Source organism: Leifsonia sp. RAF41 (assembly GCF_052114085.1).
In the GTDB taxonomy this organism is placed as follows: domain Bacteria; phylum Actinomycetota; class Actinomycetes; order Actinomycetales; family Microbacteriaceae; genus Leifsonia.
In genome coordinates, this window is sequence record NZ_JBFREB010000001.1 from 2,932,690 (window position 1) to 2,951,538 (window position 18,849).

Consider the following 18,849-nt stretch of genomic DNA (forward strand, 5'->3'; position numbering starts at 1 on the left):
CCGTGACCCGACGTGTCGGCTACGCCGCAGGGGCGTTCGATCTGTTCCACATCGGACACCTGAACATCCTGAAGCACGCCAAGAGCCAGTGCGACTACCTGATCGCGGGCGTGGTGTCCGACGAGATGCTCGAGCTCACCAAAGGCATCAGCCCGGTGATCCCGCTGGCGGAACGGCTCGCGATCGTCCGCAGCATCGGCTACGTCGACGAGGCGGTGCCCGAGACGGTACCCGACAAGCTCGACATGTGGCGGGAGCTGCACTTCGACGTGTTCTTCAAGGGCGACGACTGGCGCGGCACCGAGAAAGGCCTGCGACTCGAGCGCGAGTTCGCGGCGGTCGGTGTCGAGGTCGTGTACTTCCCGTACACGATGACCACGTCGTCGACGCAACTGCGGAAGGCGCTCGCGGCGCTAGCCGGCTGACTCCTCGGCGAACCGGTCCGTCGTCTCGATCAGCGCATCCAGGATGCCCGGCTCGTCGAACGCGTGGCCCGCATCCGTGACCATCCGCAGTTCGGCCTCCGGCAGCGCGCGGTGCAGGTCCCACGCCGTCATCGGCGGCGTGCACACGTCGTACCGGCCCTGCACGATGACGGTCGGGATGCCGGCCAACGCCGGAGCGTCGCGGATCAGCTGGCCCTCCTCGAACCAGCCGCCGTTGACGAAGAAGTGGTTCTCGATGCGCGCGAAGGCGACGGCGTAGGCCGCTTCCGTGAAGGTCTCCACCAACTCCGGACGCGGGAGCAGCGTGATGGTCGACGACTCCCACCGTGACCAGGCGACCGCCGCCGGCCGGTGCACCGCAGGGTCGGGGTCGGACAGCAGCCGCTGGTACGCCCGCATCAGGTGCGACCGCTCGGCCTCAGGGACCGGCTCCAGGAACCCCTCCCACAGGTCGGGGAACAGTGCGGCGGCTCCGCCCTCGTAGAACCAGTCGAGCTCCTGGGCCCGCAGAGTGAAGATCCCGCGCAGCACCAGTTCGGTCACCCGGTCCGGATGCGTCTCGGCGTAGGCGAGTGCGAGCGTGCTCCCCCACGAGCCGCCGAACACCTGCCACCGCTCCACACCGAGGTGCTCGCGCAGACGCTCGATGTCCGCCACGAGATCCCAGGTCGTGTTCACCGCCAGGTCGGCCTCCGGCTCGCTGGCGTGCGGGAGGCTCCGGCCGCACATCCGCTGGTCGAAGAGGACGATGCGGTACCGCTCCGGGTCGAACAGGCGCCGGTGCGCCGGGGTGGTCCCTCCTCCCGGTCCGCCGTGGAGGAAGACGACGGGCTTGCCCTCGGGGTTCCCGCTGACCTCCCAGTAGAGCTGCTGGTCGTCGCCGACCTCGAGCATGCCGCTGTCGTAGGGCTCGATCTCCGGGTACAGGCTGCGCATGGGGTGAGGCTACCGGCCGGAGGCGGGACAGCTCAGAGGCGCGACGCGGGCACCGAGAACGTGTCGCAGGCGGACGCGCCCTGGCGGTAGCCGGTCGTGAACCAGCGCTGGCGTTCCTCGGCCGAGCCGTGCGTCCATCCCTCCGGGTCGACGCGGCCGGTCGAGGCCTGCTGGATGCGGTCGTCGCCGACCGCCGCGGCCGCGCTGAGCGCATCCGCGATCTGCTCGTCGGTGATCGGTTCCAGGAAGGTGTGGCCCTTCGCGTCCTTCGTCGTGGAAGCGGCACCCGCCCAGCTGCCGGCGAAGCAGTCCGCCTGCAGCTCCGTCCGCACGCTGTCGGAGGCCGGACCGGTCTCGCGGCTGGTGTGCTGATCCATGATCCCGGCGATGTTCTGGATGTGATGGCCCCACTCGTGCGCGACGACATACATCTCCGCCAGCGGGCCACCGCTCGAGCCGAAGCGGGTCCGCAGCTCGTCGTAGAAGCCGGTGTCGACGTAGAGGGTGCGGTCGGGCGGGCAGTAGAACGGGCCGACCGCGCTCGTCGCACCGCCGCATCCCGTGCTCGTCTGGTCGGTGAAGAGGATGAACTGGGGGGACGAGTACGAGCCGCCGAGCTCGGGCAGCTCCTGCGACCAGTACTGCTCCAGGGACGCGGCGGCGCCCTTCATCCGGCAGTCCACGCTGGCATTCGCGTCGGCACCGGTCTTGCAGTCGACGAGGGCGTCGCCCGTGCCCACCTGCTGCGTGCCGCCTCCCGTATCGCCGCCCGTCAGGCCCGTCAGGTCGACCCCGAGAAGTTGCGAGATGAGGAAGATGGCGACCGCGCCGAGGCCCACGCCACCGGCGGCGATCCCGGTCGTACGGCCGCGGCGGCGCACCTTGCCGCCACTGATGTCGGCATTCGGATCGAACGTCATAGGTCGCACGGTACGCCGAGGACGCGGCCACGACTCGGGGGGTTGCGCTGCGGCAGCAGACCCGGTCTAGGCTCGGCAGCGTGAGCGCCTCCCCCACTCCCGTGACCGTCACCGTGACCGGGGCGGGCGGGCAGATCGGCTACGCGCTGCTGTTCCGCATCGCCTCCGGGCAGCTGCTCGGGCGGGACACGCCCGTGCGGCTCCGGCTGCTCGAGATCCCTGCCGGGGTGCGCTCGGCCGAGGGGACCGCGCTCGAACTGGAGGACGGCGCCTTCCCGCTGCTTCACGGCCTCCAGGTGACCGACGATGCGCGTGCCGCGTTCGACGGCGTGAACGTCGCGCTGCTCCTCGGTGCCCGGCCGCGCGGACCCGGGATGGAGCGGAGCGACCTGCTCGAAGCGAACGGCGCGATCTTCGGCCCGCAGGGCGAGGCCATCAACGCCGGCGCCGCGGACGACGTTCGCACCCTGGTCGTCGGCAACCCGGCCAACACGAACGCGCTCATCGCGAGCGCGCACGCGCCCGACGTTCCGCGCGAGCGGTTCACGGCCATGACCCGGCTCGACCACAACCGCGCGGTCGCTCAGCTGGCCCGGCACCTGCGCGTGCGGGTGCGGTCCATCGACGGCGTCATCGTGTGGGGCAACCACTCGGCGAGCCAGTACCCGGACCTCACCCATGCGACGGTCGACGGGCGGCCGGCGACCGAACTGGTCGATGAGCGCTGGCTGGCGGACGACTACATCCCTCGCGTCGCCAAACGCGGAGCCGAGATCATCGAGGTGCGGGGTTCCTCGTCCGCCGCCTCCGCGGCGAGCGCCGCCATCGACCACGTGCACGACTGGGTGAACGGCACCGCCGACCGCTGGACGAGCGCCGCCGTGGTCTCGGACGGCTCGTACGGCGTGCCCGAGGGCCTGGTGTCGTCGTTCCCCGTCCGGTCGGCGGACGGCGAGTGGAGGATCGTGCCCGACCTCGCGATCGACGCGTTCTCCCGCGAGCGGATCGACGCATCCGTCGCGGAGCTGGTCGCCGAGCGCGACGCCGTCCGCTCCCTCGGCCTCCTCTAGCGCCGCCCCACGCCGCCCCCACCACCCGAGTTTCGTGCCGAATTGCCGCTATGCGCGCCCCATAACGACAATTCGTGCCGAATCGTCGCGAAGGCAACGGGCCACGTTTGTCGCCCCGAAGGGTCGTTATGCGCACGCACGAACGATTTGCGCCAAATCGCGGTTATAGCGGCGCCATAACCGCGACTTGGCGCAAATCTCGCGCGGGTCAGCGCTTCTTCTGAGACTTCTCCTGGGCGGGGAGCGTGCCCGCGGCACGGTGCTCCGCGTAGTAGGCGCGGGCCTCGGCCTGGCGCTCGGCCTCCGCGCCCGACGCGATCTTCGCCCGGACCAGTTCGGGACCGTACCCGAACGCATCCACCAGGTCGACGGCGTGCGGGCGGATGCGCGTGAGCAGCCGGTCGATGTACGCCTCGACGGCCTGGGCTCGCTGCGGCGACAGGCGGCCGTTCATCAGGTACCAGGCCAGGTGCTTCTCGATCAGGCAGAAGCCGAACAGGTCGCGCAACCAGGTGAGCACCTGCTTGGTCCCCTCGTCCGGAGCCTGCTCGAGCGCATCCGTGAACGCCTCCCACTGCAGCAGCTCGCCGTGGGCGCGGGCCGCCTCGATGAGCGCGTTCTGCTGCGAGTTGAAGAGGTCGGCGGCCGCCTTCTTGCCGAGTTTGGATGCGGGGCGCAGCTTGCCGGCGATCTGGGCGATCATCGTCTCGACGCGGGCCGTCAGCAGCTCCCGCTGTGTCGTCGGCTCCTGCAGCCAGTTGACCGCGCGGGCCGTCGAGCCGAAGTCGCGGACCGTCTGCGCGACGCTCCGCAGACCGGACCCGTGGTATGCCTTCCCCGCCGCCTGGGTGACGACGTACCGGGCGAGCGCGCCGGCGTCCGCCTTCGCGAACTTGCGGCTGTAGTCGGTGAGCAGTCGCTTGGCGACCAGCTGCAGCAGGACATTGTTGTCACCCTCGAAGGTGACCCAGATGTCCAGGTCCTGCCGCAGCGAGGTGAGCCGGTTCTCCGTGAGGAAGCCGGCCCCGCCGCAGGCCTCGCGCGCCTCCTGCAGAGTGTCGAGCGCATGCCAGGTGCTGAGCGGCTTGAGCGCCGCCGCGATGGTCTCCAGGTCTTGGCGGTCGGTGTCCGTGTCGTGGGCGCCGCTGAAGACGTCGTCGAACTTCCGCAGGAAGACCTCGTGCGCGAAGCTCGCCGCGTACGTCGTCGCCAGGCGCGGGAGCAGCCGGCGCTGGTGGCGCTGGTAGTCGAGGATGACCTCCTCGTCGGAGTCGCTGCCCGCCGTGAACTGGCGGCGCTGGTCCGCGTACGTGATTGCGATCTTGAGGCCGATCTTCGACGCGATGACGGCCGAACCGTCGAGCGAGACGCGGCCCTGCACGAGCGTGCCGAGCATGGTGAAGAACCGGCGGCCGGGGCTCTGGATGGGCGAGCTGTAGGTGCCGTCCTCCGCGACGTCGCCGTAGCGGTTCAGCAGGTCGGTGCGCGGGATGCGGACCCCGGTGAAGTGCAGCCGGCCGTTGTCGATGCCGTTCAGTCCGCCCTTCTGGCCGTCGTCCTCGCCGCCGATGCCCGGCAGGAAGTCGCCGTTCGCATCCCGGATCGGCACGTAGAAGGCGTGCACGCCGTGGTTGACGTTCTGCGTGATGAGCTGCGCGAACACGACCGCGGCGGTGGCATCCACTGCCGCGTTGCCGAGGTAGTCCTTCCACGCGCCCCGGAACGGGGTGTCGATGACGAACTCCTGCGTCTCCGGGTCGTAGGTCGCGGTGGTGCCGACGCTGGCGACATCCGAACCGTGTCCGGTCTCCGTCATGGCGAAGGCGCCGGGCACGTCGAGCGACATGATCGCGGGCAGGTACTTCTCGTGGTGGTGCTCGGTGCCGAGGTGCATCACGGCCGAGCCGAACAGGCCCCACTGCACGCCCGACTTGATCTGGACGGACGGGTCCGCCGCCACGAGCTCCTCGAACGCAGCGATGTTGCCGCCGTTGTCCTCCTGGCCGCCGACCGACTTCGGGAAGGCGCGGTGCACCTGGCCGTTCTCGACCAGCAGCTTGAGCTGCTCGAAGACGCGCTTGCGATGGTCGGCGACCGAGAGCCCCTCCTGCTTCTGCATCTCAGGACGGGACGAGAGCTCACGCGAGGCCAGCCGCGCTTCCGCCCAGTCACCCAGCAGTTGGCGACCCAGCGCTTCGACGTCGACGTGCGGCGTGACGCCGATCGGGGCGGGCTCGGGGACGGCGGGCGTCGTCGTCGCGGTGGTGCTGGATGCGGGGGTCGCGTTCGGGACGCGTTCGGCAGTGTCGACCATGACCTCTCCTTCAGAAAATCGTGGGGTGCCGCCACGCTACGGCTGCCGCCCCGGGAGCGGAAACCGTCGGTGCGCCGCCTACAAACCCCGGTCGCTACGTCTCCCCCTGCGTTTGCGGAAACCTCCAAACGCGGTGGTCCCCCGCATCACACCACGCACAAGCCGCCGAACGGCCTGGTCAGGCCGCGCGGCGGGGAGCCCGGCGGGTGCGGAGGTCGCGCGGCTGCTGCTGGGAGCGCGGGGCCCGGAGCGGGAGGGTCAGCGCGGCGCGGGCCGCGGCGGCGCCCTTCAGTTCGACGACGGTCCCGGCCGCGAGCTGCGCATCGCGCTCGACGCGTGCACCGTTGCCGACCATCGCGTTGTCGCCGATCTTCGCGCCACTGCCGATCTTCACGCCGGAGCCCACGACGCATCCCGCGCCAATGTGGACGTTCGCGCCGACGAAGGTACGGTCACCCACCGTCGCGCCCTTGTCGATCCAGCTGCCCGCACCGACGTACGCATCCATCCCGACGCGCGCATCCGCCTCCACGTAGGCCGTCGGCTCGATGTACGCCGACTCGGCCACTCGCGCCGACGGGGAAACGAGTCCCCGGCCGTTCGCGTGGCGCTTGTACTTGACGACGGCGCCGGTCTCGTCCTCGAGCTCCTCGATCATTCGTGCCATCTAGTTCGTTCCTCCTCCGAGGTCGCCTCGGTAATCGTTCAATGTCATAACGCCGGGCGCGACGAAAAGATTCCCTGATCGCCCGGTGGAACGACGGACGATACGCCCCCGGGCCGCCGCCGCAAGGGGTTCCGGCGAGTGGATGCTGCGCGGCCGGCTTTCCGGGAGGACACCGGAGCGTCGACTGCCGTTCAACCGGTGTTCGCCCGGCTGCCCGAGGCTTCGGCTGAGCATCCTCTCAGCGCGCCGGCGCCCGCCTGGACCGGCCCGCGCATCCACCCGAACGTCAAGGAGAACACGCGTGCGCACGCACTGGAAAGGCCTGGCCGTCATCGCGGCCGCCGGGCTCTGCGCCACGGCCGCCCTCGCGGCGGCCGCACCGGCGACAGCCGCGACCGCCCCGTCGGTCGTCATCAACGAGGTCGAGTCGAGCGCGCCGAACGGCGGCCCCGATTGGGTCGAGCTGAAGAACACCGGTGTCGACGACGTCGACCTCAGCGGCTGGTCCGTGCTCGACAACGACGACACCCACACCGCCGTGCCGCTCCCGTCAGGGTCGGTCGTCGCCGCGGGCGGTTACTTCGTCATCGACGACGCGACGCTTGGCTTCGGCCTCGGCGGCGCAGACTCCGCTCGCCTGTACGACCCCGCGCACACGCTCGTCGACACCTACAGCTGGACGGCGCACGCCGCCGTCACGTACGGCCGCTGCCCTGACGGGACGGGGGCGTTCCGCAACACCACCACCTCGACGCAGGGCGCGGCGAACGACTGCAGCACGCCGCCCGTGCAGGTCAAGATCAACGAGGTCGAATCGGACGGCGACACCTCCGACTGGATCGAGCTCATCAACAACGGGACGGCCCCGGCCGACCTCGGGGGTTACATCCTGCGCGACGACAAGGACGCGGACGCGTTCGTCATCCCGACCGGCACCTCGGTGGCGCCGGGCGGCTACTACACGGCGGACGTGTCGGCGTTCTTCGGCCTGGGCAGCGCCGACCAGGCGCGGCTGTTCGCGCCGGACGGCTCTACCCTCGTCGACTCGTACGCCTGGACCGCCCACGCGACCACCACGTACGGACGCTGCCCGAACGGCACCGGCGCCTTCGCTACGACGAGCGCGCCGACGAAGAACGGGCCGAACGCGTGCCCCGGCGACGTCGTGCTCGCCGCGTGGCCGGGTGGGACCGACGTCCGCACCGTCGACGCCGCGAACGTGCTCGGCGGCAACATGAGCGGGCTGTACTACCAGGCCTCCGGGACCGCCGCGCCCGGTGTGCTGTGGGCCGTCAAGAACGGGCCGGGGACGCTGTACCGCCTGCTCTGGAACGGAACCGTCTGGACGCCGGACACCGCCAACGGCTGGGCGAACGGCAAGGCGCTGCACTACACGGACGGAACGGGCGACCCGGACTCGGAGGGCGTGACGATCACCGGCGCCGGCCCGGACGGCGGCATCTACGTCTCCACCGAACGCAACAATGCGGCCAACACGGTCAGCCGTCCCGCCGTCCTCCGCTTCGACCCGGCGCAGGCGGGCACCTCGCTCACCGCGACGGCCGACTGGAACGTCACGGCCGATCTCCCCGTCGTCGGGCCGAACCTCGGCCTCGAGGCGGTCACCTGGGTGCCCGACAGCTATCTGACGCAGCACGGGTTCAAGGACGAGAAGACCGGCCTCGCGTACGACCCGGCGGTGTACCCGGGTCACGGCGACGGCCTGTTCTTCACCGGGCTCGAGGCGAACGGATCCGTGTACGCCTACGCGCTCAGCACCTCCGGAGCCTTCGCCCGGGTGGCGACCATCTCGACAGGGATGCCGGGAGTCATGGAGCTGCAGTTCGACGTCGAGCGCCAGGCGATCTGGGCGGTCTGTGACGACACCTGTCACGGGCAGCACGAGCTGCTGACGGTCTCGCCGTCGGGGACGTCTGCGGGGTCGTTCCAGGTGGCCCAGACGTTCTCGCGGCCCGCCGGGATGCCGGACTACAACAATGAGGGCTTCGCCGTCGCTCCCCAGGCGGAGTGCGTGGACGGGCTCAAGCCGGCGATCTGGTCCGACGACACGAACGACGGGGGCAACGCGCTGCGGCAGGGGACCGTGGCGTGCACGGTGCTGCCGGGTGGCGGCGACGGCGGGAACGGGGGCAACGGCGGAAACGGGGGCAACGGGGGTAGTGGCGGAAACGGCGGCGGGACGCCCGCCGCACCTGCGGTGACGGTCTCCACGGGGTCGGTCGCGCCGGGCGGCGCGGTCACGGTCTCGGCCAGCGGCTTCGCTGCTGGCGAGAAGGTGGAGGTGTGGCTGCACTCCGATCCTGTGCTGCTCGCCGTCGTGACGGCTGGACCGACCGGTGCGGTCTCGGCAACGGTCACCATCCCGGCGACGACCCCCGCCGGCGCTCACACGATCGTGCTGCGGGGGCAGTCGTCGGGAGCGACGGCGTCCGTTGCGATCACGGTGACCGCCGCAGCGGTTGCGGTGAACGGTGGCGCTGCCGGATTGGCATCGACCGGCTCCGATGTGACTCTTCCGCTGGGCGCCGCGCTGCTGCTCGGGGCGACCGGCGGCGGGTTGCTGCTGGCTCGCGGCATCCGCCGCCGCTCCGCCTGACCCTGGCGTAGACAGAGGGCCCGGCCGCCGCGCGGCCGGGCCCTCTGCGCTTTCGAACCGCTCGAACCCTCAGTCTGAAACGGACGCAACCACCGAGAGCAGGGCCTCCCCGTATGCCTCCCGCTTCTTGGCACCGATTCCGGGGATGCCGTCGAGGTCGGCGAGCGAGCCGGGACGAGCCGCGGCCACTGCCCGCAGCGTCGCGTCGGAGAAGACGATGTAGGCGGGCACCGACTGCTCCCGTGCCGCCTCGGCGCGCCAGGCGCGGAGCGCGCCGAACAGCGGTTCGTCCTGCGCCGCGAGGTCGCCCGAGGCGACGCTGCGAGACGACCGTGTCGAGCGTTCGGGACGATCGGGTTCGGTCCGCAGGACCACCTGCCTGCCTCCGGAGAGCACCTCGGTGCTCGCCGGTGTGATCGTCAGGACGCCGTACTCGCCTTCCGGCTTGAGCAGCTCCTGCGCGATCAGCTGCCGGGCGACGCCGCGCCACTGGCTTTCGCTCAGGTCGTCTCCGATCGACCACGTGGACAGCTGGTCGTGACCGTACTGCTCGACGCGCGCCGTCCGCTTGCCGCGCAGGATGTCGATCAGGTGACTCGCTCCGAAGCGCTGGTTGCGCTCGCGCTTCAGTCGTACCACCGTCGAGAGGAGCTTCTGCGCCGGAACCGTGCCGTCCCAGCTCTCGGGCGGCGTCAGGCAGGTGTCGCAGTTGCCGCAGGGTCCGGACGACTGCCCGAAGTAGGCGAGCAGATTGACTCGGCGGCACTGGACCGTCTCGCACAGAGCCAGCATCGCGTCGAGGTGCTGGGTCAGCCGCCTGCGGTGCGCGAGGTCGCCCGGGGAGTCGTCGATCATCCGGCGCTGCTGCACGACGTCTTGAAGGCCGTAGGCGAGCCATGCTGTCGACGGGAGTCCGTCTCGGCCAGCGCGGCCCGTCTCCTGGTAGTACCCCTCGACCGATTTCGGGAGGTCGATGTGCGCCACGAATCGGACGTCGGGCTTGTCGATCCCCATGCCGAACGCGATGGTGGCGACGACGATGACGCCCTCCTCGCGAAGGAAGCGCGCCTGCGTCGCGGCTCGCTGGCCGGCTTCGAGGCCCGCGTGGTACGGCAGAGCCGTCAGCCCGCGCGATGAGAGGAACTCGGCCGTCTTCTCCACCGAGTTGCGGGACAGGGCGTAGACGATTCCGGCGTCGCCGGGATGCTCCCGTGTGATGAAGTCGAGCAGCTGCTTTCGCGGTTCGGCCTTCGGGACGATCCGGTACTGGATGTTGGGCCGGTCGAAGTCGGAGACGTAGTGCTCCGCACCCTCCAGCTTGAGGCGTGTCGTGAGCTCGCGATGGGTCGCCTCGGTCGCCGTTGCAGTCAGGGCGATGCGTGGAACATCCGGCCAGCGATCGGCCAGCTCGGAGAGCGCCAGGTAGTCGGGACGGAAGTCGTGCCCCCACTGCGAGACGCAGTGCGCCTCATCGATGGCGAAGAGAGCGACCTTCCCGCGCTCGAGGAAGCGCTTGGTCGACTCGGACGACAGCCGTTCGGGAGCGACGTAGAGGACGTCGAGCTCACCGCCGAGGTACGCGCGCTCGACCGCGGACCGCGCCGACGCATCCTGCGTGGAATTCAGGAACGCCGCGCGAACGCCGACCGCCTTCAGCGCATCTACCTGGTCTTGCATGAGGGCGATGAGTGGCGAGACGACCACCCCCGTCCCCTCTCGTAACAGGGAGGGGATCTGGTAGCACAGGCTCTTGCCGCCGCCGGTGGGCATCAGGACGACGGCATCTCCGCCGCCGGCCACGCGTTCGATGATCTCCTGCTGCTGCCCACGGAACGTGTCGTAGCCGAACACCGTGCGCAGCGCATCCTGAGCCGTCTGGAACCGCGCCGGGGTCGCCCGAACGACGGGCGCAGCGACGGGCGCGGCGACGGGCGCGGCCACCCGACCCGCCCGTGCGTACGGGTCGTCGAACTCGGGAGGCGGCTCCTCGTCGAGAGGAGGCGCGTCCCTGTCGTCGGGGACCCAGTCGGTGGCGGAGCTCATACCTCGATCGTAACGGCGGCCGCCGACGACGTTCCGGCCGTCGCGGATCTGTGGAGAACCCCTCATCCACACCCGCGCTCGGGTACCATCGCCCACATGCGCCGCCTGATCGTGACCGAGTTCATGACCCTCGACGGGGTCGTGGAGGCTCCCGGCGGCGAACCCACGCATCCTCACTCCGGCTGGACGATGCCCTTCAGCACCGATGACCTCCGCGCGTTCAAGCTGCGGGAGGTGCAGGAGGCCGAGTCGCTCCTGCTGGGGAGGCGCACCTACGAGCAGTTCGCCGACGCCTGGCCACCGCGCGAGGGCGTCTTCGCCGAGAAGATGAACGCCATGCCGAAACACGTCGTCACCTCCCGACCCGCCGAACTCACCTGGAACGCCACACCAGTCGACCAGCCGGTCCGCGCGGGCATCTCGGCGCTGAAGGAGAGCGACGGGGGGCCGATCCTCGTCGCCGGCAGCGCATCCCTCGCTCGCTCGCTGCTGGTGTGGGGGCTGGTGGACGAGCTGCGGCTCCTCACCTACCCGGTGATGGTGGGCGGCGGCTTGCGGATCTTCCCGGACGACCGAGAGAAGTGGACGTTCGAACTCGCCGAGCTCGACCGCTTCGCATCGGGCGCCGTCCTGCACACGTACCGTCTGGCCGGGAGCTGATGGGCTCAGCCATCCTGGGGCTGCTCGGCGCCTTCGTCTACGGGTCCGCCGACTTCCTCGGGGGCCTGGCCGCGCGCCGGATCGGGCCGCTCCGGACCACCGCGGTCGGCGCCGTCGCGGGGCTCGTACTGCTCCTGATCGCGCTTCCGCTGGTCGGCGGCACCTGGTCTGCCGCCGCGCTGGGCTGGGGTGCGCTCTCCGGACTGGCGGGAGCGGTGGCCGTCGCCCTCCTCTACGCCTGTCTCGCGATCGGGCCGATGAGCATCCTCTCGCCGCTGACCGCGCTGGTATCGGCACTGGTGCCGGTGACCTGGGGGCTCGTAGGCGGCGACCGGTTCGAGCCGATCGGGTACTTCGCGCTGGGTCTCGCCCTGGTCGCGGTGGTGCTGGTCGGTTTCGTGCCCGAGAAGGGAGCCGTGCGTCCGCAGACTCGCGCGCTCGTGATGGCGGTGGCCGCGGGCGCGATGATCGGGGTGTTCCTCATCATCCTCGACCAGACTCCGGATGATTCCGGCGTCGTCCCGCTGATCGCCAACCGCCTCACCAATGCGGCCATGATGTGGACCGTCGTGGCGATCGTCGTCGTGCGTGCGCGGTCACGCGTGCCGGTGGACGCGGGACGCGGGCCGGCGGCTGGGCTCACGGAAAGCGCGCGGAGCGGCATGCGGCTCGAGACCCGCGGGGTCCGGATCGCCTCAGGCGGAGGTCTGCTGGATGCGACGGCCAACCTCCTCCTCCTGATCGCGCTGCGACTCGGCGACCTCACGACCGTCTCGGTGCTGACCGCGCTCTACCCGGCGGGCACCGTGCTGCTCGCCGCCGTCGTGCTGCGCGAGCGTGTGGCGCCGGTGCAGTGGGCCGGCCTCGTCCTCGCGATCGTCGCCGCCGCGCTCCTCGCCGTCAGCTGAGGCACCCGGATGCGCGGAGCCGCGAGATGCGAGTCGATGTCCCAATCGCAGCCGAGTTGCGACGTGTTGTCACCACTCGGCGAAGGGCGGTCAGTGGGCGGTGGGCGGAACGACCTGCGCCGCCTGCTCCAGGGCGGGGATGGCGGCACGGAGCGCGTCCACCTGCTCCGGACTCAGCTCGCCGAGCACGTCGGCGACCGCGCGGGCCCGGTCGGAGCGGGCCTCCAGCAGCAGGGCCTTCCCGGCTTCTGTTCCGGTGACGAACAGGGACCGGCGGTCCTGCGGGTCCGGTGTGCGTTCCACGAGCCCGCGGGTTTCCAGCTCGGCGACGATCCGCGTGATGGTCGGTGCGGCCGCCACCTCGATGGCGGCGAGCTCGCTGGGGCGCAGCGGACCGTTCCGGACGATCGTCGACAGGGCGGAGAGCTGCCCGTGGCTGAGTCCTCCGGTGGAGGAGCGGATGCGGCGGTTCAGCCGCCCGACGGCCAGGGCCAGACGGCCGGACACCTCGTCGACGCCTTCGTCGTCGCGTCCGGCCGCCGGCCGATCGTCAGCTTCATGCGCTGTGGGCACCGACTTCCTCGCCTTCCTCGGTGGCCGCCTGCCGCTCGGGCGCGGCGGCCTCCTCATGAACATACTTGCCTCCGCCGAGGAAAGAGGCGATAGCGCCGATGACGCTCATGACGGCGGCGGCGATGAAGACGACGACGAGACCGTCGTGGAAGGGCCCGGAGATGAGCTGCGGGAAGAACTCCTTGCCCGTCAGGGTGGCCCCGTCGACGTGCGGCGCGGTGAGGATGCCGGTCGGTCCGAGCAGGCTCTGGATGGGGTTGTAGCCCAGGAACGCGGCGAACAGCGAGCCGACCGGCGGGGTGTTGCCCACCTGCGTTGCGACGGCCGCCGGGACGCCATGGGAGGTCAGTCCGTTCGTCAAAGCGCTGGGCAGAGCCACCGAGAGCCCGGCGATCATCAGGGAGAAGAAGATGCCGATCGAGAGCGAGCTTCCGGCGTTCAGGGCGACGCCGGCCATCCCGGAGGCGGCCCCGCGTTCATTCGCCGGCACGCTGTTCATGATGGCCGTCCGGTTCGGCGACGAGAAGAGTCCCGAGCCGATACCGTTCAGGCCGGTCAGCAGCGCGAACTGCCAGTATTCGAAGTTCACGGGAATGAGCAGCAGCCCCACGAAGGTCGCCGCCACGAGCAGGAGGCCGACGGTCGCGAACCCCCGCGAGCCGTACCGGTCGGAGAGCGCACCCGAGATCGGACCGGCGATGAGGAAGCCGATGGTGATCGGCAGCATGTAGATGCCGGCCCACAGCGGGGTCGCCTCGTAGCTGTACCCGTGCAGCGGCAGCCAGATCCCCTGCAGCCAGATGATCAGCATGAACTGCAGCCCACCTCGACCGATTGCGGCCAAGAACCCGGCGAAGATTCCGGAGGAGAACGCCCGGATGCGGAACAGCCGCATGTCGAACATCGGCGCCGGCACCTTCAGCTCGACGAAGACGAAGGCGACGAGCAGCAGAATCCCGCCGATGATCGACCCGAGGACCCACGGGTTGCCCCATCCCTGACTCGAACCGCCGTAGGGCTGGATGCCGTAGGTGATGCCGGTGAGCAGGGCGATCAGGCCGATGCCGAAGGTGGCGTTGCCGAGCCAGTCGATCCGGCCGGGATTCTTCTGGCCGACTTCATGCAGCGACTTGATGGACCAGATGGTGCCGATCACCCCGAACGGCACCGAGACGAAGAACACCGCGCGCCAGTCGATCTCGGCGAGCACGCCGCCGAGGATGAGGCCGATGAAGCTTCCGGCGATCGCCGCGACCTGGTTGAGGCCGAGGGCGAAGCCGCGCTTGTTGGCCGGGAACGCGTCCGTCAGGATCGCCGTCGAGTTGGCGAACAGCATCGCACCGCCGACGCCCTGGACGAAGCGGAAGACGATCAACCACATCGCGCCGGGCCCGCCGCTGAACGGGTCGAGGCAGAGCGCGATGGCCGCCAGGGTGAAGATCACGAACCCGAGGTTGTAGATCCTGACGCGGCCGAACTGGTCGCCCATCCGGCCGAACATCACGACCAATACCGCGGTGACGAGCATGTAGCCCATCAGCATCCAGAGCAGGTAGGACACGTTGCCCGGCTCGAGCGGGTTGAGCTTCACGCCGGTGAAGATGGCGGGCAGAGAGATGATAACGATGGACGAGTTGATCGTCGCCATCAGCATGCCGAGGGTGGTGTTGGAGAGCGCCACCCAGCGGTAGTGCGGGTGGTCTTTGGTGAAGATGCCGGAGCGGGCCACGGAAGTCCTTGTCAGAGTGCGCGCGAGTACGTGGAGATGCGGTTGTTTATATGCGTCAACTATATAACCGACGACGCGCAGGCATTCCCCGAGCGAAGATCACTTTTCCAAAACTTTTGACACCCGAACGGGTGACGCTTTTGCTGGGACACGCAACATATCCGTCCGACGCTTACAAAGGAGTATCAGCGTGTCACGACGTCTACGAGTCGGTCTCATCACCACTGCGGTGATCGGGGCCGGAGCAGTCCTGTTCGCCCAGGGTGCGGCATTCGCCGCCCCTCCCGCCGCCCCCGACCACCACACGCCGGCCGCAGCCGGGACCCTCCGCCAGCTCGCCTCCCAGGTCGGGCTGCGCGTGGGCACCGCCATCGACACCGACCAGCTCGCCTCGAACAGTCCCTACCGGGCGATCGCAGCGACCCAGTTCTCCTCGGTAACGCCCGAGAACGTGATGAAGTGGGAGGTGGTCGAGCCCACGCAGGGCACCTACGACTGGGGACAAGCGGACCGGCTCGTCGCGTTCGCCCAGCAGAACGGGCAGCTGGTGCGCGGCCACACGCTCGTCTGGCACAACCAGCTCCCGGCCTGGCTCACTGCGGCTGCGCCGTCGATGAGCGCCGACCAGCTGCGGGCGATCCTCAAGAAGCACGTCATCGACGAGGTCACCCACTTCAAAGGCAAGGTGTGGCAGTGGGACGTCGTCAACGAGGCGTTCAACGATGACGGAACCCTGCGCGACACCATCTGGCTGCAGAAGCTCGGCCCGGACTACATCGCCGATGCGTTCCGCTGGGCGCACCAGGCCGATCCGAAGGCGCTGCTGTTCTACAACGACTACAACATCGAGTACACCGGCCCGAAGAGCAACGCGGTCTATCAGCTCGTGAAGGATCTGAAGGCGAAGGGCGTCCCGATCGACGGCGTGGGCTTCCAGACGCACCTCGACACCCAGTACCCACTGCCGGATCTGCAGAACAACCTGCAGCGCTTCGCCGACCTCGGCCTGAAGGTCGCCGAGACCGAGGTGGATGTCCGCACGACACTCCCCGTGACTCCGGTGGAGCAGAACGCACAGGTGGCGGGGTACACCTCCACGCTGCAGGCCTGCCTGGCCGTGCGAGCGTGCCTGTCCTACACCGTGTGGGGATTCGGCGACGCGTACTCGTGGGTGCCCGGCGTATTCCCGGGCGAGGGTGCGGCGACCATCTACGACGAGAACCTGCAGCCGAAGCCGGAGTACACGGCGCTGCAGCAGACGCTCGCGCTGGCCGCAGGGGCCCCGGGTCGCTCGGATCCGCGGCACTGAGTGAACTGAGCACCGCCGCCGCTCGAGCATTCTCGGCGACGGTGTCGTATAGCCGTTAGCCTCAGGTGGTGGCGACTCCTCTGGCCAAGAACCGTGCTCTCCTGGCTCTGCCAGTCGCAATAATCCTCCTGCTGGGATCCTGTCTCGTCACTTTCCTGGCGAGGACCATGGCCCAGGGCATGCCCGCAATTGATGCTCTGGGCCATGGGTTGGACCCGCTGCTCTGGCCTTACTGGTGGGTGTTTTCGATCGTCTTCTATGCGGGCGCCGTCGTGCTCACGAGGGTCGTCGACGCGCGTAGCTACTGGGTCGCGGCTGCGTGCGGCTCCCTCGTCGGCATCTCGGCAGCGTTGGTCGGTTCCGCTGTGAGTGCGGCCGTTTTCGAGGCCAACGTCGGGAACCTCTACAGCGACCTGGTTGGAACAACCGCTGTGTTCCTGTTTCTCAGCCTCGTGCAGGCAACGCCGTTGTGGTCTGCTCTGCTGTTCTGTTTCTATAAGGCCGTCTTGATGAGGCGAAACGCGACCGACGACCATCAGTGAAGACGTCTCAGATCGGGTCCCTTCCCCCGCGCCGCCCCCGCTTGCGAGAACATTGAGGGGAAACGGCGGTTCGGTCTTCTAGCCTGGCTAGCGATATGCTGGGCCAGCTTGGCGCTCACAGAACGAAGGGGACGCCGATGACCCACCCGGTCGCAATCCAGGATCAGCTCCGCACGCTTCTCGACGCGGAGCGCGGCCTCGAAGACCTGCTCCGCCCTGAGCCGGCGTGGTACCCGGTGCTCATCCGCCAGCTCGAACTCGCCGTCGGCGACCAGCGGATCATCTATCTCGGGGCCGCGGTCGCCACCGGGCTGTCCACCGTGACCCTGCGCGTCGGCATCTTCACCGATCACGTCGTCGTGGCCAGCGAAGTCATCGACGATGGCACCCCCGGTGCCCAGGTCGTCACCCGCGTGGAGAGCCGCGCGGGACTGCTGCGGTTCGAGCTCTCGGGCGGCAGCGAGGCCGACAACGCGTCCGAGGCATCCTGGTCCGGAGGGTTCCGCATCCGGGCCTACTACCAGTCCGGTCTGACGGTGACCGTACCGGCGAACATTATCGACACCGAGGCGAAGCAGGTGTCCGTGCGCGCGGTGCTCGACGGCATCCGCGCCGACCTGCAGCGTCGACCGGGCGACCTCAAGCCGGTCGACGAAGAGGAGTGACCAGCACGGCCGCGGAGCAGCCCAGAGGGGGCGGGCCCCGACGGCGTCGCCACCGCATCCGGAACACTGTCATCACGGTGCTCGGAGTGCTCGCGCTGGTCGTCGTCGGCTTCCTGGCCTGGGCGTCCACGCCGATGATGGGCGACCGCAGCGCCGCCCTGGAGGCGTGGCGCGATCCCGCGGTGACCATCCATGACGCCGGCGACTCCGTCGTCCTGGCTCCGAGCGGCGAGGCGTCCGGAACGGGTCTCGTCTTCGTGCCGGGAGCGCTCGTCGATCCGTACGCGTACCTCTACAAGCTGTCCGGTGCCGTCGAGGAGACGGGGCTCACAGTCGTCATCACCAAACCGACTCTCAACCTGGCGTTCTTCGACCAGCGTCCGCTGTCGACGTTCACGGCGCACGCTCCCGACGTGACCGACTGGTACGTCGGCGGCCACTCCCTCGGCGGGGTGCGAGCGTGCCAACTCGCCGACGACCCCGCTGTGAAGGGACTCGTCCTCTTCGGCTCATACTGCGCGAACGACCTCAGCGACAGTGACCTGCGGGTGCTTTCGATAGCGGGGGGTCGCGACGGCCTCAGCACGCCCGACAAGATCGCCGCCGCCCGCCACCTCCTCCCCCCTGATGCCCGCCTGGTCGAGATCGACGGCATGAACCACGGCCAGTTCGGTGACTACGGCTCGCAGCCCGGCGACAACTCCGCCACCATCGACGACGAGACCGCCCGCGCCCGCCTCACCGACGCCCTCTCCGACTTCTTCTGACCCTCCCCCACAGTCGCTTCCTCACTTAATCCGACGACACGCGCGGCGGGAGCGGATTAAGCGAGGAAGCGATGGCGGGGGGCAGGGGCAGGGACGCGAGAAGCGGCGCTGACGGTCACGTCAGAGCCTTCGACCGTCTTGTGGGTGCCGACGATGTCCTTGGGCGAGACCTGGCCGGGGACGACGTGGTACGTGAGGACCGAGGTCAGGGTTGCGGCGCCTGCGTCGGTCTTCAGCGTCTCGATGGTCGCCGGGTCGATCTTCTTGAAGGCGTCATCCACCGGCGCGAAGACCGTGAACTGGCCGCCGTTGAGCGTGTCAACGAGGTTCACGTTCGGGTTGAGCTTGCCGGAGACGGCCGCGACCAGGGTGGTCAGCAGCGGGTTGTTGCTGGCGGCGGTCGCCACCGGGTCCTCCGCCATTCCGGAGACAGAGCCGGAGCCCGACGGGACCTGCTTGGCGTAGGCGGCGCAGCCGGGGCCGACGAGGTCGGCGGCCGGGTCCATCGCCGACGACGATGCGGACGGGCTGGAGGAGGCCATCGGGGCCTTGGAGTCGCTGGTCGACGTGCCGGCTCCGGACGAGCAGGCAGTGAGTGCGAGTGCGGCTGCGGCCAGGAGGCCGGCCGCTGCGAGACGGGCGGAGGTGCGCATTGTTCTCTTCTCCTTCGAGGGATGGTGCTG

The 18,849-nt window shown here is 69.5% G+C and carries 17 protein-coding genes; 9 read left to right on the top strand and 8 right to left on the bottom strand.

Annotation, left to right across the window (positions count from 1 at the left end; all coding sequences use genetic code 11):
• The first annotated feature begins 2 nt into the window (after positions 1-2).
• Entirely contained in the window at positions 3-425 is a 423-nt protein-coding gene (locus tag AB4Y74_RS14240) for an adenylyltransferase/cytidyltransferase family protein (protein WP_441799713.1), read from the top strand.
• Here the strand turns inward: AB4Y74_RS14240 and pip are convergent.
• Positions 414-1,382 carry a prolyl aminopeptidase gene (pip, locus tag AB4Y74_RS14245; protein ID WP_441799714.1) on the bottom strand — a complete coding sequence of 323 codons (969 nt, stop codon included), beginning with the start codon at positions 1,380-1,382 and terminating at the stop codon, positions 414-416. The genes AB4Y74_RS14240 and pip overlap by 12 nt on opposite strands.
• Positions 1,383-1,414: 32 nt before the next feature.
• On the bottom strand, positions 1,415-2,302 hold the full coding sequence (gene ypfJ / locus AB4Y74_RS14250) for a KPN_02809 family neutral zinc metallopeptidase (RefSeq protein ID WP_441799715.1): 888 nt from the start codon (positions 2,300-2,302) through the stop codon (positions 1,415-1,417).
• Positions 2,303-2,382: 80 nt separating this feature from the next.
• Between ypfJ and AB4Y74_RS14255 the strand changes: the two genes are divergently transcribed.
• Positions 2,383-3,372 carry a malate dehydrogenase gene (locus tag AB4Y74_RS14255; protein WP_441799716.1) on the top strand — a complete coding sequence of 330 codons (990 nt, stop codon included), beginning with the start codon at positions 2,383-2,385 and terminating at the stop codon, positions 3,370-3,372.
• A 208-nt stretch (positions 3,373-3,580) separates the two neighbouring features.
• Here the strand turns inward: AB4Y74_RS14255 and AB4Y74_RS14260 are convergent, their stop codons facing one another.
• Positions 3,581-5,686 (bottom strand): acyl-CoA dehydrogenase family protein, encoded by a 2,106-nt coding sequence (locus AB4Y74_RS14260; RefSeq protein WP_441799717.1) that lies wholly within the window; start codon positions 5,684-5,686, stop codon positions 3,581-3,583.
• Between the two features lie 178 nt (positions 5,687-5,864).
• Positions 5,865-6,353: a DapH/DapD/GlmU-related protein gene (locus AB4Y74_RS14265; protein ID WP_441799718.1), complete on the bottom strand. Its 489-nt coding sequence runs from the start codon at positions 6,351-6,353 to the stop codon at positions 5,865-5,867.
• A 301-nt stretch (positions 6,354-6,654) separates the two neighbouring features.
• Between AB4Y74_RS14265 and AB4Y74_RS14270 the strand changes: the two genes are divergently transcribed.
• On the top strand, positions 6,655-8,970 hold the full coding sequence (locus AB4Y74_RS14270; protein WP_441799719.1) for a lamin tail domain-containing protein: 2,316 nt from the start codon (positions 6,655-6,657) through the stop codon (positions 8,968-8,970).
• Positions 8,971-9,039: 69 nt separating this feature from the next.
• Here the strand turns inward: AB4Y74_RS14270 and recQ are convergent, their stop codons facing one another.
• Positions 9,040-11,013, bottom strand: a complete 1,974-nt coding sequence (gene recQ, locus AB4Y74_RS14275; RefSeq protein ID WP_441799720.1) for a DNA helicase RecQ — start codon at positions 11,011-11,013, stop codon at positions 9,040-9,042.
• Between the two features lie 96 nt (positions 11,014-11,109).
• Here recQ and AB4Y74_RS14280 point away from each other — a divergent pair, with 96 nt between their 5' ends.
• Entirely contained in the window at positions 11,110-11,673 is a 564-nt protein-coding gene (locus AB4Y74_RS14280; RefSeq protein WP_441799721.1) for a dihydrofolate reductase family protein, read from the top strand.
• On the top strand, positions 11,673-12,581 hold the full coding sequence (locus AB4Y74_RS14285; RefSeq protein WP_441799722.1) for an EamA family transporter: 909 nt from the start codon (positions 11,673-11,675) through the stop codon (positions 12,579-12,581). The genes AB4Y74_RS14280 and AB4Y74_RS14285 overlap by 1 nt, the downstream gene beginning before the upstream one ends.
• Before the next feature lie 90 nt (positions 12,582-12,671).
• On the opposite strand, the gene AB4Y74_RS14290 is transcribed toward AB4Y74_RS14285, so the two are convergent.
• Together AB4Y74_RS14290 and AB4Y74_RS14295 are read right to left on the bottom strand one after the other, a co-directional pair.
• Complete coding sequence (locus AB4Y74_RS14290) at positions 12,672-13,154, bottom strand: MarR family winged helix-turn-helix transcriptional regulator (protein ID WP_441799723.1); 483 nt, start codon at positions 13,152-13,154, stop codon at positions 12,672-12,674.
• Complete coding sequence (locus AB4Y74_RS14295) at positions 13,138-14,883, bottom strand: MFS transporter (protein ID WP_441799724.1); 1,746 nt, start codon at positions 14,881-14,883, stop codon at positions 13,138-13,140. Before AB4Y74_RS14295 ends, AB4Y74_RS14290 begins: the two co-directional genes overlap by 17 nt.
• A 190-nt stretch (positions 14,884-15,073) precedes the next feature.
• Between AB4Y74_RS14295 and AB4Y74_RS14300 the strand changes: the two genes are divergently transcribed.
• The 4 genes from AB4Y74_RS14300 (at position 15,074) to AB4Y74_RS14315 (ending at position 18,166) form a co-directional block, all read left to right on the top strand.
• Entirely contained in the window at positions 15,074-16,192 is a 1,119-nt protein-coding gene (locus AB4Y74_RS14300; RefSeq protein WP_441799725.1) for an endo-1,4-beta-xylanase, read from the top strand.
• Positions 16,193-16,260: 68 nt separating this feature from the next.
• Entirely contained in the window at positions 16,261-16,734 is a 474-nt protein-coding gene (locus tag AB4Y74_RS14305; RefSeq protein WP_441799726.1) for a hypothetical protein, read from the top strand.
• Between the two features lie 137 nt (positions 16,735-16,871).
• Positions 16,872-17,399 carry a hypothetical protein gene (locus AB4Y74_RS14310; protein ID WP_441799727.1) on the top strand — a complete coding sequence of 176 codons (528 nt, stop codon included), beginning with the start codon at positions 16,872-16,874 and terminating at the stop codon, positions 17,397-17,399.
• Complete coding sequence (locus AB4Y74_RS14315; RefSeq protein WP_441799728.1) at positions 17,396-18,166, top strand: alpha/beta hydrolase; 771 nt, start codon at positions 17,396-17,398, stop codon at positions 18,164-18,166. Before AB4Y74_RS14310 ends, AB4Y74_RS14315 begins: the two co-directional genes overlap by 4 nt.
• A gap of 56 nt (positions 18,167-18,222) precedes the next feature.
• Here the strand turns inward: AB4Y74_RS14315 and AB4Y74_RS14320 are convergent, their stop codons facing one another.
• A complete protein-coding gene (locus AB4Y74_RS14320; protein WP_441799729.1) occupies positions 18,223-18,819 on the bottom strand; it encodes a fasciclin domain-containing protein in 597 nt (198 codons plus the stop codon).
• Between the last annotated feature and the right edge of the window lie 30 nt (positions 18,820-18,849).